Raw genomic sequence first — 12314 nt, forward strand, 5'->3', positions numbered from 1 at the left:
TTCCAAGGGAGTCGACGAGGATGGGTACGGACAGTTGGAAGGGCCACGTGAACGGGATCCTCTACGGGGTTCAGTTCGACCGGGTGCTCGACGACACCGTGGTGACTCGGGTGGCCGACGGGGTCACCGCCGGGCTCTACCCGGGGGGCCGCGCCGAGACGCGGGAGGCGCTGGATCAGGCGCTGCGCTTTCCGGGCCCGCTGACCGACCAGGCTGATACGCACCACAGCGAGGTCGAGCTCCGCTCGTTCTTCCGCCAACTCTCCGCCGCACTGTCCACTCCACCTTCGAGCTGATCAAGAGGTTTGCGTCAAGGAATCGCCTTCCGGTGACGCAAACTTCTTGATCAGCGGAGACGGAGCCGGAGACGGGGGCGGAGACGGAGACGGGCGGGGGCGGCGGGAGTGGTACCAGGTGGCGAAGAGGGCTGCCGCCAGGAGCAGCTCGGCCAGGTCGCCGCCGTAGTACATGAGTTGGGCGGCTGAGCGGAATGCTTCCGGGTCCCGGTCGGTGAGGCCGGGTGGGAGGGTTTCGGCCTTTGCGTACAGGTACTTGGCCAGCACGGCGTGGCCGGCCGCCGCGCCGAGGAGCGCACCGGTGCGTACCGCTAGTCCCGGGCGGCGCGGTGCCGGGTCCGGCCCGGCCAACGACCAGGCGAAGAGGTACCCGGCGGCCAGGTAGTGCAGGTGCACGGCGTGGTGCAGGACGGGTTGCCGTTCGGCCTCCGCGTACAGCGGGGTGAGCAGCACCAACGCCAACCCGCCGGTGGTCAGCAGCGCGGCGGTGACCGGGTGGGCGAGCAGGTGCAGCGGGCGGGCGCGCAGCAGCCGGCCGACCGCCCGGCGTACCGGCGGCGGCGCGACCCGCAGCAGCAGCGTCACCGGGGCGGCGAGCACCAGCCCCAGCGGGGCCAGCATGCCGAGCAGCAGGTGCTGCGCCACGTGCCCGCGCGGGTCGTCGGCGAGTTGGGCCGGCGGCCCGACGGCGACCGCCAGCAGGGCGCAGCCGACCAGCCAGGATGCGGTGCGCCGGTGGTCCCAGCCCCGTGGGTCGCGGACGGCGGCCAGCACGTAGCCGACCGCCAGCAACGCGACCGGGAAGAGCGGGAACCAGGCCGGGCCGGCCGCACCGTGCCCGGCGTGCGCCAGCGGCCCGGCCACCGTCATCGGGGGCCGGCGCCGGGCCGGCGGGACCGGGCCCACCACAGGACAACGACGCCCGCCAGCAGCAGCACCGCGCCGGACGCGATCCACAGCACGTCGTACGGCAGCAGGTGTACGCCGTAGCGGATCTGGTGCAGCCGGAGCACCTTGTGGTCGACCACACCGTCGAAGAGCTGGAATCCTCCGGCGCCGAGCAGGAAGCCGCCCCAGGCCAGCCGGCTCGAGAGGGCGCTCCGTCGACGCAGGTCGGCGAACCAGAAGAACCCGCCGACCAGGGCGGTCACCTCGGCGGCGTGCAGCAGCCCGTCCGAGAGCAACGCCACCGAGGGGGTGGAGCGGTCGTAGAAGTGGTGCCAGGCGAGCAGCTGGTGGAAGACGATCTCGTCGACCGCGGCCATGATCGCGATGCCGATCAGGACGCCAACGAGGGTGGAGGAACGGACGTCGGCGGTAGGTGCCCTCGGCAGGCTCGAATCGACCACCACACACCTCGCAGTCAGTTGGATCAGGTCGGAAATACCCCGAAGCGCATGAAACATGCCGGGTCACAGCGCCGGGAAGGCCCACTGGGCCGGTCACATCCCCGTTTCGTGACTTCCGGGCCACTGACGGCATGATCATGGAGCCTGGAGGGGCAGCGACAGCCAGATCCCGAGAAGGAGGTGCCCGTGCCGGACGCGGACGAACTCGTCGCCAACGCGCTCGCGGCGGTGCGCGGCACTGACGTACGGCAGGCCGAACGGCAGCTGGACCAACTGATGGTCGGCACCGGCGCCGCGGACGGCACCACTGCGGTGGACGCCGCGCTGCTGCGTCGCCTGGTCCGCGGCCTGGGCCGGCTCTGGCCGCGCGGCTGGCAGCCGGTCGACGTGGACCGGATCACCAGTCGGCGGCTCGACGCCCGCGCGGCCCGGCTGGTCCGCGCCGCGATGGCCGCCCAGCGGCGCGACCAGGCCGAGCCGGTCCCGGCCTGGTGGGACGACCAGCTACGCGATCTGGCGGCCACCGAGACTGGTGCCGACCGGAACGTGCTCGCCGGCTGGGCCAGTCGGGAGGGCCTGGACCGGGCCGACGCGCTCCGCGCGGCCGTGGACACTCTCGCGCTGGTGGAGAGCCTGCCGCCGATCGCTGTGCTGCGCCCACCGCCGGGCACGAGCGGCGCGGCGCTGCCCCGCACGGCAGGCTCGGCTCGCAGCGGGTCGCCGATGCTGGACCGGGTACGGGCGCTGCTGGCCAAGGCCGAGTCGACCACCTTCCCGGCGGAGGCGGAGGCGCTGACCGGGAAGGCCCAGGAGCTGATCGCCCGGCACAGCATCGACGAGGCGCTGCTGGCCGCCGGGTCGGAACGCGGGGACCTGCCCGGCGGGGTACGCCTGAGCACCGACACCCCGTACGCGGGCGCGAAGGCGCTGCTCGTGCAGGAGGTGGCGGCGGCCAACCGGTGCGAGGCGGTCTGGTCCGACGATCTCGGCTTCGCCACGGTGCTGGGCTGGCCGGCCGATCTGGTGGCTGTGGAGTTGCTCTACACGTCCCTGCTGGTGCAGGCCACGGCGGCGATGCTGCGGGGGCGTGCCGAGCGGCGGCCGGGGTCGGGGCGGCGGACGAAGGTCTGGGACGAGTCGTTCCTCAACGCGTTCGCGCTGCGGATCGGCGAGCGGCTGCGGGCGGCCACCGAGGCGGCGACCGACGCGGCGGACCAGGCGACGGCCGAGACGGTAGGGACGGAACGGCTGTTGCCGGTGCTCGCGGCGCGGGGCGAGGCGGTCCGGGAACGGCTGGACACGCTCTTTCCCGGCGTCACCCGGCACCGGCTCAGCGTGCGCGACGCGGAAGGCTGGTCGTCCGGCACGTCGGCCGCCGACCGGGCGTCGCTGGACGTCGGCGGTGGCCGGAAGCCCCGACAGGTGCCCGGCCGACCCGATCCGCGCTGAACCACCCGGCGTGGGACCACCCCCGGCGGACGTTTCTGCGATTTTCTTCGGTACGCGGTAGGGATCGGGGGAACGGCTCCGACCCTCCGGTGAGTCGCGCCCCGATCGGGGTGCGACCAGAGCCTGAGGAGCATCGCCGTGAAGTACATGCTGCTGATCTGGAACCGGCCCGGCTTCACCGAGGAGCTGAGCGAGCAGGACCGCACCGCCCTCTTCGGTGAGGTCGACGAGATCATGAAGGAGCTGACCGAGACCGGCGAGCTGATCGGCGGCCAGGCGCTGGCCAATCCGTCGCAGACGTTGACGGTCCGGCTCGTGGACGGCAACCCCGAGGTTCTCGACGGCCCGTTCATGGAGAGCAAGGAGCAGTTCGCCGGTTACCTGGCCGTCGACTGCGACAGCCCGCAGCGGGCCGCCGAGATCGCCGCCCGCTGGCCGGACGTCCGGTACGGCGGCGCGATGGAGGTCCGCCCGATCATGGACGAGGCCGGGACGGAGATGTGACCGGGGACCGGACGGTCGAGGACCTGCTGCGCACGTTCGCGCCGCAGGTCCTCGGCCTGCTGGTCCGCCGGCACGGACAGTTCGACAGGTGCGAGGACGCGGTCCAGGAGGCGCTGCTCGCCGCCGCGACGCAGTGGCCCGGCCAGGGCGTACCCGACAATCCTCGCGCCTGGTTGCTGACGGTGGCCACCCGCCGGCTCACCGACGAGTGGCGCAGTGAGAGCGCGCGCCGGGACCGCGAGCTGGCGGTGGCGCGGCGCGAGCCGGCGTACGCCGGGGTGGTGCCGGCGGCGGACGCGGAGCCCGCCGTTCCGGCCGACGACGACACCCTCACGCTGCTGTTCCTCTGCTGCCACCCGGCGCTGCCCGGGTCGGCGCAGGTGGCGCTGACCCTGCGAGCGGTAGGCGGTCTCAGCACCGCCCAGATCGCCCGGGCGCACCTGGTGCCCGAGGCGACGATGAGCCAACGGATCCGGCGGGCCAAGCAGCGGATCGAGGCCGCCGGAGCCCGGTTCACCATGCCCGGGCCGGCCGAGCGGGACGAGCGGCTGGGAACGGTGCTGCGGGTGCTCTACCTGATCTTCAATGAGGGCTACACCGCGTCCAGTGGCCCGGACCTGCGCCGGGCGGAGCTGACCGGCGAGGCGATCCGGCTGGCTCGCATCCTGCGCGGGCTGCTGCCCGACGACGGCGAGGTGACCGGGCTGCTGGCGCTGATGCTGCTGACCGACGCGCACCGGGCGGCCCGGGTGGGGCCGGACGGGGAGTTGGTGCCGCTGGCCGAGCAGGACCGCTCCCGGTGGGACGCCGCCGCCATCGCGGAGGGGGTCGCGCTGATCACCGAGGCGCTGACCTGGTCGCCGCCCGGCCCGTACCAGCTCCAGGCGGCGATCGCCGCTGTGCACGCCGAGGCGTCGACCGCGGCGGAGACGGACTGGCGGCAGATCGTCGCGCTCTACCGGCTGCTGGCGCGGATCGCGCCGAACCCGATGGTCACCCTCAACCAGGCGGTGGCGGTGGCCATGGTCGACGGGCCCCGGGCCGGGCTGGCCCTGCTCACGCCGTTGGATCTCGACGAACGCACGGCCGGACACCACCGGCTGGCCGCCGTCCGGGGTCACCTGTTGGAGCTGGCCGGGGATGTCGGCGCGGCGCGGGAGGCCTACCTGGCCGCGGCGCGGGGCACCACCAGCCGGCCCGAGCAGCGGTACCTGGAGGTGCGGGCGGCCCGGCTGACCGGGTAGGAGTGAGGACCACCTCCTTGCCGTTTCGGCAACAATCTTTGCGCATTGCTCGGGTCGCGGTCACAGTCGTGGGCGACGCGCGAAGGAGCAGGCACAGATGACCGAGCAGCACGAGTTCGACAAGGACTACTGGGAGCGGCACTGGCACCAGACGCACCACGACCGCCCCGGCGCGATGAGCACGAGTCCCGCCCACCCGTACCTGGCCCGGGAGACCGGCGGCCTGGTGCCGGGCACGGCGTTGGACGCCGGGTGCGGCGCCGGCGCGGAGGCGATCTGGCTCGCCACCCACGGCTGGCAGGTCACCGCTGTCGACATCGCACCCGTCGCCCTCGCCCGGGCCGCCGAACGCGCGACGGGAAGCGGGGTCTCCGAGCGCGTGCGGTGGGTGGAGGCGGACCTGACGGCCTGGGCCCCGGAAACGCGGTTCGACCTGGTCACGACGCACTACGCGCACCCCGCGATGCCGCAGTTGGCCTTCTACGACCGCATCGCCGGGTGGGTGGCGCCCGGCGGCACCCTCCTGATCGTCGGACACCTGCACACCTCGGACGCCACCGAGCAGGGGCACGGACACGGCCACGGCCACGGGCACCACCCGCCCGACGAGGCAGCGGTCACCCTCGCGGACATCACCGCGGGCCTGGACAGCGCCACCTGGGAGATCGTCACCGCCGAGGAGCAGCGCCGCACGATGCCGGGCCGGGAGGCCCCGCTGTACGACGTGGTCGTACGCGCCGGGCGACGCCAGTGAGCACAGCGCTGCCGACCGCCTGGCGGCCCGACGGTCGGCAGCGGCGGTCACACCTCGGGTTCGACGGCCGGGCAGTTGGCGCCCCGGGCGGGCACCACCTGGTCGATCAGGTAGGAGTCGACGGCTCGTTGCACGCACGGGCTGCTGCTGTAGCTGCCGTGCCCCCACCCCTGGTAGGTGAGCATCGCGCCGTGCCGGCCCAACTGTCGCGCCACGTTGCGCGCCCAGTCGTAGCCCGTGGCCGGGTCGTGCACTGTGGCGGCGAGCAGCAGCGGCACGTCGGTGCGGACCCGTAGCCGATGCTGCGGGTTGGCCACCGGCGTCGGGGTGCCCAGGCAGGTGACCAGCGCGAACAGCGCCGGCGGGTAGCGCAGGTCCGGCGCGAGCCGGGCCGCCCGGCGCAGGTGTCCGGCGTACTCACTGTAGTCGCGGACCGGCAGGCTCCAGTCCTGACAGAAGACAGCGAAGGGGTACGGAGCCACGGCCTCGTCCGCCAGCGCGCGGGCGCTCGGCGTGGTGGTGGTGCTCTCCAGTCGGACGATCCACTCGGCCAGCCCCGGCCACCGCCACGTGTCGTAGAGCTTCTTGTGGGCGAGGCGGCTCAGCTCGAACGGGGCGAGCGCGGCCCCGGCCTGGTCCGGGTCGGTCAGCAAGCCACGCTCGGCCCGGGCGTGCAGCCCGGCCCAGATCGCCCGGAAGTCCCGACCGTGCAGGACGCAGTCGGCCGAGCGGGCGCACCAGGCCAGGAACTCGTCGAACGCACCCTCCGCGGTGACGGCCTGGCTGTCGAGGAAGGCGCGGGTGTCGACGCTGTGGTCCATCGTGGCCTCCAGGACCATGGCCCGGACCCGGTCGGGGTACAGCTCGGCGTACCGCTGCCCGAGCAGGGTGCCGTACGAGCTGCCGTGGAAGGTCAGCTGCCGTTCGCCGAGCGCGACGCGGACCGCGTCCAGGTCGCGGGCGGCGCTTGTGGTGTCGACGTGGTCGTAGAGAGACCCGGTGCGGGCCCGGCAGTCGGCGCGCAGCAGCGCGTTGTCGGCCAGGACGGCATCGAACTGGGCCTGGTCGGCGATCAGCTGCGGTTGCCGGGCGAGCAGGTCCCGGGCACAGACCACCGGGTGGCTGTCGCCGGTGCCGCGGGGGTCGAAGCTGACGATGTCGAACCGGGCACGCAGGTCGTCGCTGAACCGGGAGCTGCCGTTCACGACCCGGTCGACACCGCTGTCGCCCGGCCCGCCGGGGCCGAAGATCAGCGTGCCTTCCCGGGTGGCCGGCTTGGCGACCCGGCGGGCCAGCGACAGGTCGAAGCGCTCACCCCGGGGTTGGTTCCAGTCCACCGGCAGCGACAGGGTGCCGCACTCGGCGCTGTTGTCGGTGGCGCAGGGCCGCCAGTCGATAGTCGGGGCGGGCTGTGGTCGGGCGGCGGCCGGGCTCGCCGGGGTCAGGCCGGCGGCCGTGAGGGCCAGGGCGACCGCCCAGCCGACTGCGGATTTGCGTACGCGCAGCATGAGGTGCTGTCCTCTCCTCGAAGGAGCGTTGCGGTGAAACTCGCCCGCTGGGCGAGGTGACGCTGCTTCCACCCGGGCCGTCGAGTAGCCGCTCGACGGCCCGGGGCCTCTCGTCCGCCCTGTCAGTCGACCTCGCGCAGGACGCGTTCGAGCGTGGTCATCCGGGTCTCCATCCCGCCCAGCCGGCCATCCATCGCCGCGAGCAGTCGGGCGTTCTCCGCCTGGGCCTGAGCTGCCGTCTCGGCGAGCCGGCGGTAGTCGTCCGCCCGGTCCGCCTCGTACCGGGCCCGCCGGGTCTTGGCGAGCTGCACGACTGTCACAGTGACCACGCTGATCAGGAAGCCGAAGATGCCGATCGCGCCGACCACCTCGGTCCAGTCGTGCTCGCTCATCGCTGTGCTCCCGGCTGCTCGCCCGAGTCGGGCACTGTCAGCGTCTCGACCGCCGCCGCGATGACCGCGGGGGTGAGTGTGAGCACGAACGGCTCCACCTCGTAGTAGTTCATGGCCTTCCCGTCCTCCGACAACTCCAGGCGGGCGGTGACCAGCCCGGCCGCCGCCAGCTTCCGTAGGTGGACCTGCAACAGCGCCCGGCTGATGCCCAGTTGCCGGGCCAGCCCGCTGACGTACGCACGCTCGCGGGCCAACGCGGCGACGACCCGCAGCCGGTGCGGGTTGGCCAGGGTGGCCAGCACCCGGACCAGGTCGTCGCCGGTCGGCGGTGGAGCGGTGCTCATAACCAGCCCTTGCACATGCCAAGAGAAGTTAGCAGGTGCCGGCGTGCGGCGGTGTGGGACGGAAGCGGAATCAGGGGGATCTCAGGGTCGGCGCAGGAGGCCGGACACACAGCACGCCGGGCCGGTGATGATCACCGGCCCGGCGTGCGGGTTACGTCGTACGTCAGCTCTTGAAGGCGTCCTTGATCTTCTCGCCCGCCTGCTTGAGCTTGGCGGTGGACTGGTCAGCGCGACCCTCCGCCTCCAGCTGCTCGTTGTCGGTGGCCCGACCGGCGCCTTCCTTCAGCTTGCCGGTCGCGTCCTCGGTGGCGTTGTTGATCTTATCGTCGAATCCCATTGCCAACCTCCATTGCGAGCGTCGCTACAACAACAGAGGTACCCCCGCCGTCACCGGCCCAACCATTACCGTCGTCACAGATCGGCAGCGGCCGGGCGAAAGCGACGCAGGCGCAGGCTGTTGGCCACCACGAAGACCGAGGACAGCGCCATCGTGGCGCCCGCGATCATCGGGTTGAGCAGGCCGGCGGCGGCCAACGGCAGGGCCGCCACGTTGTAGCCGAACGCCCAGAACAGGTTGCCCCGGATGATGCCGAGGGTGCGACGGGACAACCGGATGGCGTCCACCGCGGCGTCCAGGTCGCCCCGGACGAGGGTGAGGTCGGCCGCCTCGATCGCCACGTCGGTGCCGGTGCCCATGGCCAGCCCCAGGTCGGCCTGGGCCAGTGCCGGCGCGTCGTTGACCCCGTCACCGACCATCGCCACCGACCGTCCCTCGGCCTGGAGCCGCTTGATCACGTCGACCTTCCCGGCCGGCAGCACCTCGGCGATCACCTCGTCCACGCCCACCTCGGCGGCGACCGCGCGCGCCACTGTGGTGTTGTCCCCGGTCAGCAGGACCGGGGTCAGCCCCAGCCCACGCAGCCGCGCCACCGCCGCCCGGCTGGTCGGCCGGACCACGTCGGCGACCGCGAGCACGCCCCGGGCCCGCCCGTCCCAAGCGGCGACGATCGCCGTACGGCCGGCGGCCTCCGCGTCACGCACGGCCCACTCGACCTCCGGCGGTACGTCGAACTCGCGCTCGCGCAGCAGCCGGACCCGGCCGACCAGCACGGCCTGGCCGTCGACAGTGCCGGTCACGCCCAGCCCTTCGAGGTTGCCGAAGGCGGTCACCGGGGGCAGCGCGCCCGCCTCGGTGGCAGCGGCGGCGATCGCACGGGCGATCGGGTGCTCGGAGGCGGCCTCCACCGCCCCGGTGAGCCGGAGCAGTTCGGCCCGGTCCACACCGCTGGCCGGCACCACGTCCACCAGTGTCATTCGGCCGGTCGTCACGGTGCCGGTCTTGTCGAGCACCACGGTGTCCACCCGGCGGGTCGACTCCAGCACCTCCGGGCCCTTGATCAGCACGCCGAGCTGGGCGCCCCGACCGGTGCCGACCAGCAGCGCGGTCGGGGTGGCCAGGCCGAGCGCGCACGGACAGGCGATGATCAGCACGGCCACGGCCGCGGTGAACGCGGCGGTCGGGCCGGCCCCGGTGCCGAGCCACCAGCCGAGCGTGCCGACGGCGAGGGTGATGACGATCGGCACGAAGACCCCGGAGATCCGGTCCGCCAGCCGCTGCACGGCCGCCTTGCCGCTCTGTGCCTGCTCGACCAGGTCGGCCATCCTGGCGAGCTGGGTGTCCGCGCCGACCCGGGTGGCGGTGACGATCAGCCGTCCGCCCGCGTTGATCGTGGCGCCGACCACGCCGTCGCCGGGGGCGACCTCGACCGGCACCGACTCGCCGGTGAGCATGCTGGCGTCGACAGCGGAGGTGCCCTCGTCGACCACGCCGTCGGTGGCGATCTTCTCGCCGGGGCGGACCACGAACCGGTCACCGACGACGAGCCGGTCCACCGGGATCAGCGTCTCCACGCCGTCACGCAGCACCGCCACGTCCTTGGCGCCGAGGTCGAGCAGGGCACGCAGGGCGGCACCGGCGGTCCGCTTGGACCGGGCCTCGAAGTAGCGACCGGCCAGGATGAACACTGTGACCCCGGCGGCCGCCTCCAGGTAGATGTTGCCGGCGCCGTCGGTCCGGGTGATGTCGAAGCGGAACGGGTGCGTCATCCCGGGCATCCCCGCGTCACCGAGGAAGAGCGCCCAGAGCGACCAGCCGAACGCGGCAAGGGTGCCGAGCGACACCAGCGTGTCCATGGTGGCGGCGCCGTGCCGCAGGTTGGTCCAGGCGGCCCGGTGGAACGGCAGCCCACCCCAGACCACCACCGGGGCGGCCAGGGTCAGCGACAGCCACTGCCAGTAGTCGAACTGCCAGGCCGGGACCATGGCGAGCAGGACCACCGGCACGCTCAGGGCCACCGAGACCCAGAGCCGGGTACGCGGCCCCTGCAACGGGTCCACCGGGGGTTCCGCGCTGGGCGGGGCCGGCAGCGCCGCCGTGTAACCGGTCTTCTGCACTGTCACGATCAGGTCGTCCGGGGTGACGCCGTCGGCGTACCGGACTGTCGCCTTCTCGGTGGCGTAGTTGACTGTGGCGCTCACCCCGTCCATCCGGTTGAGCTTCTTCTCGATCCGGGCGGCGCACGCGGCGCAGGTCATCCCGCCGATCGCCAGTTCGATCCGGTTCGGCGCCTCGGGCAGCGGTCTGCTGGTGGTGGTCATCGTCTGGTCCCGTCAGTCGTGTCCGTGCCCGGGGGTGCCGTGGTCGGCCCCGCCGGTCGGTGCGGGCCCGCTCGGCGTGGGGGCTTCTCCGGTCGGGGCAGCACCGGCGACCACTGTGAACTCGGCGGTGTGCACCCGCCCCCCGTGCTGGAAGTCGAGGTAGATCCGGTAGCTGCCGGCCGAGGGCACCTCGGCGAGGAAGGTGACGGCCGGACCGGGCCGGGTGCGCCCGTCGCCGGGAGTGCCGTCCGGGTGCACGTGCAGGTACGCCAGATCGCCCCGGCGCAACGCCACCAGGTGCCCGTACGCGCCCAGGTAGGGCTCCAGGTCGGTGACCGGCTGCCCGTCCCGGCTGACGGTCAGGGTCAGCGACGACGTGCGGCCGGGCTGCGGCGTACCGGCCAGGGTGACCGTGTAGCCGTCGACTGTGGTGCTGGTCGCCGGGGCCGGCAACGGTCGTTCGGTCAGCTCGCCGGGGACTGTCACGTCCACGCCGAGGGTCAGCGGCTCACCCCCGGTCGGGGTGAAGTCGGCGAACGCCCGCCACTGCCCGGGGCCGGTCAGCGGCGTGTCGACCCGCCAGGTGCCGTCCGCTGTCAACTCGGGGTGCACGTGGCGGAAGCCGGAGAGGTCCCGTCGGGCGACGATCAGGTGCATCTGCTTGTCGTGCGCCACCTCGTACCGGGTGACCGGGCGGCCGTCCGGGCCGGCGATCCGGAAGGCGAACTCGCCGGCCGGGGCGTCGAGCGGTTCGAGGGTGTAGCCCTGGTCGGAGACGAGCAGGCCGCCAGGAAGCCGGGCGGCTGTCTCGTCGTGCTCGCCCGTCGCATGGGCGGCGTCGCCGTCGTGCCGGCTCTCGGCGGCCGGGGCGGGGTCGACGACCCGGCCGATCCCGTAGGTCGCGCCGAAGACCGCCGCCAGGCCGACGGCGAACCCGGCCAGTCTCGTCACGGTGCGCATGCCGGCCCTCCGATCACGCGTCGACGAGGTCGTAGCCGGCCTCGTCGACGGCGGCCCGGACGACAGCGGTGTCCAGCGGCTCGTCGCTGCTCACCGTGACCCGGCCGGCCGCGAGGTCGACCTGGACGTCCCGCACACCCGCGATGGCGCTGACCTCGGCGCTCACCGCGCTGACGCAGTGCCCGCAGGTCATGCCCTGCACCTGGTACGTCGTGTTGACCATTGGATCGTCTCCTCTTGCGGTACCGGTACCCGGTGGGGGTATCTCATCGGGACACGACCGTACCATACCCCCTGGGGGTAGGCTATCCTGGTCGGCATGACCGCACCCACCCCGATCCGCGGATACACCGCCAGCAAGGACCAGCTGCTCGCGCGGCTCCGCCGCGTCGAGGGGCAGGTCCGGGGCATCGAGAAGATGGTCGACGACGACCGCTACTGCATCGACGTGCTCACCCAGATCTCCGCGATCCAGGCCGCCCTCGACAAGGTGGCCCTGGGGCTGCTCGACGGGCACGCCCGGCACTGCATGCACGAGGGCGCCGCCGAGGGTCGAGCCGACGAGATGGCCACCGAGATGATGGCGGCGGTCGGTCGGCTCATGAAGCGCGGCTGACCGCCGGGGCCGCCACGCGGGCGGTTCGGGCACCCGACACTCCGCCACGACCTGCGACGCCCAGGTTGGCTGGCTAGCATCTCCCACGATGGCCCTCCGCATGCCGCCGTACAGCCGGGCACCCTCGCCGCCACGACGTGGCGTCGTCCCCGGTCGACCGGGCCGAGCACTGACCCTCCGTGATCAAGTGGTCATCAGGCAGCGATCCGTCCCGCCGTCCGCCGCGTTTCCACAGCAACG

General features: G+C 73.1%; 15 protein-coding genes. 6 read left to right on the forward strand and 9 right to left on the reverse strand.

From position 1 onward, the window contains the following. Nucleotides 1–20 precede the first annotated feature (20 nt). A complete protein-coding gene (locus OH804_RS25360; protein ID WP_196920804.1) occupies nt 21–296 on the forward strand; it encodes a hypothetical protein in 276 nt (91 codons plus the stop codon). Here the strand turns inward: OH804_RS25360 and OH804_RS25365 are convergent, their stop codons facing one another. Together OH804_RS25365 and OH804_RS25370 are read right to left on the reverse strand one after the other, a co-directional pair. Further along, nucleotides 297–1166, reverse strand: a complete 870-nt coding sequence (locus tag OH804_RS25365; protein ID WP_406059965.1) for a cytochrome c oxidase assembly protein — start codon at nt 1164–1166, stop codon at nt 297–299. Beyond that, the gene (locus OH804_RS25370; protein ID WP_196920802.1) at nt 1163–1645 is read right to left on the reverse strand and encodes a DUF2243 domain-containing protein; all 483 of its coding nucleotides are present in this window, start codon (nt 1643–1645) and stop codon (nt 1163–1165) included. The genes OH804_RS25365 and OH804_RS25370 overlap by 4 nt, the downstream gene beginning before the upstream one ends. A gap of 186 nt (nt 1646–1831) precedes the next feature. On the opposite strand from OH804_RS25370, the gene OH804_RS25375 reads away from it, so the two are divergent. From OH804_RS25375 to OH804_RS25390, 4 genes are all read left to right on the forward strand, one after another. Beyond that, nucleotides 1832–3094, forward strand: coding sequence for a DUF2786 domain-containing protein (locus tag OH804_RS25375; RefSeq protein WP_406059967.1), 1263 nt, complete (start codon nt 1832–1834; stop codon nt 3092–3094). 147 nt (nt 3095–3241) lie between these two features. After that, on the forward strand, nt 3242–3598 hold the full coding sequence (locus tag OH804_RS25380) for a YciI family protein (protein ID WP_231393387.1): 357 nt from the start codon (nt 3242–3244) through the stop codon (nt 3596–3598). Beyond that, on the forward strand, nt 3595–4842 hold the full coding sequence (locus tag OH804_RS25385) for an RNA polymerase sigma factor (RefSeq protein WP_196920799.1): 1248 nt from the start codon (nt 3595–3597) through the stop codon (nt 4840–4842). Before OH804_RS25380 ends, OH804_RS25385 begins: the two co-directional genes overlap by 4 nt. Nucleotides 4843–4939: 97 nt before the next feature. Further along, nucleotides 4940–5596: a bifunctional 2-polyprenyl-6-hydroxyphenol methylase/3-demethylubiquinol 3-O-methyltransferase UbiG gene (locus tag OH804_RS25390; RefSeq protein ID WP_196920798.1), complete on the forward strand. Its 657-nt coding sequence runs from the start codon at nt 4940–4942 to the stop codon at nt 5594–5596. Nucleotides 5597–5643: 47 nt separating this feature from the next. Here the strand turns inward: OH804_RS25390 and OH804_RS25395 are convergent, their stop codons facing one another. From OH804_RS25395 to OH804_RS25425, 7 genes are all read right to left on the reverse strand, one after another. Beyond that, nucleotides 5644–7104 (reverse strand): alpha/beta hydrolase, encoded by a 1461-nt coding sequence (locus tag OH804_RS25395; RefSeq protein ID WP_406059970.1) that lies wholly within the window; start codon nt 7102–7104, stop codon nt 5644–5646. Between the two features lie 122 nt (nt 7105–7226). After that, nucleotides 7227–7496, reverse strand: a complete 270-nt coding sequence (locus OH804_RS25400; protein WP_196920796.1) for a hypothetical protein — start codon at nt 7494–7496, stop codon at nt 7227–7229. After that, on the reverse strand, nt 7493–7840 hold the full coding sequence (locus tag OH804_RS25405) for an ArsR family transcriptional regulator (RefSeq protein ID WP_124818380.1): 348 nt from the start codon (nt 7838–7840) through the stop codon (nt 7493–7495). The genes OH804_RS25400 and OH804_RS25405 overlap by 4 nt, the downstream gene beginning before the upstream one ends. Nucleotides 7841–8003: 163 nt before the next feature. Continuing rightward, on the reverse strand, nt 8004–8177 hold the full coding sequence (locus tag OH804_RS25410) for a CsbD family protein (RefSeq protein WP_036410891.1): 174 nt from the start codon (nt 8175–8177) through the stop codon (nt 8004–8006). Nucleotides 8178–8251: 74 nt separating this feature from the next. Continuing rightward, nucleotides 8252–10498: a heavy metal translocating P-type ATPase gene (locus tag OH804_RS25415; protein WP_406059973.1), complete on the reverse strand. Its 2247-nt coding sequence runs from the start codon at nt 10496–10498 to the stop codon at nt 8252–8254. Nucleotides 10499–10510: 12 nt separating this feature from the next. Beyond that, nucleotides 10511–11458, reverse strand: a complete 948-nt coding sequence (locus tag OH804_RS25420; RefSeq protein WP_406059975.1) for a hypothetical protein — start codon at nt 11456–11458, stop codon at nt 10511–10513. Nucleotides 11459–11471: 13 nt separating this feature from the next. Beyond that, entirely contained in the window at nt 11472–11681 is a 210-nt protein-coding gene (locus tag OH804_RS25425) for a heavy-metal-associated domain-containing protein (protein ID WP_196920793.1), read from the reverse strand. A gap of 96 nt (nt 11682–11777) precedes the next feature. On the opposite strand from OH804_RS25425, the gene OH804_RS25430 reads away from it, so the two are divergent. Beyond that, nucleotides 11778–12074 carry a metal-sensitive transcriptional regulator gene (locus OH804_RS25430; RefSeq protein ID WP_030329541.1) on the forward strand — a complete coding sequence of 99 codons (297 nt, stop codon included), beginning with the start codon at nt 11778–11780 and terminating at the stop codon, nt 12072–12074. Nucleotides 12075–12314 lie beyond the last annotated feature (240 nt).

Source organism: Micromonospora sp. NBC_00860 (assembly GCF_045207375.1).
Classification (GTDB): domain Bacteria; phylum Actinomycetota; class Actinomycetes; order Mycobacteriales; family Micromonosporaceae; genus Micromonospora; species Micromonospora vinacea.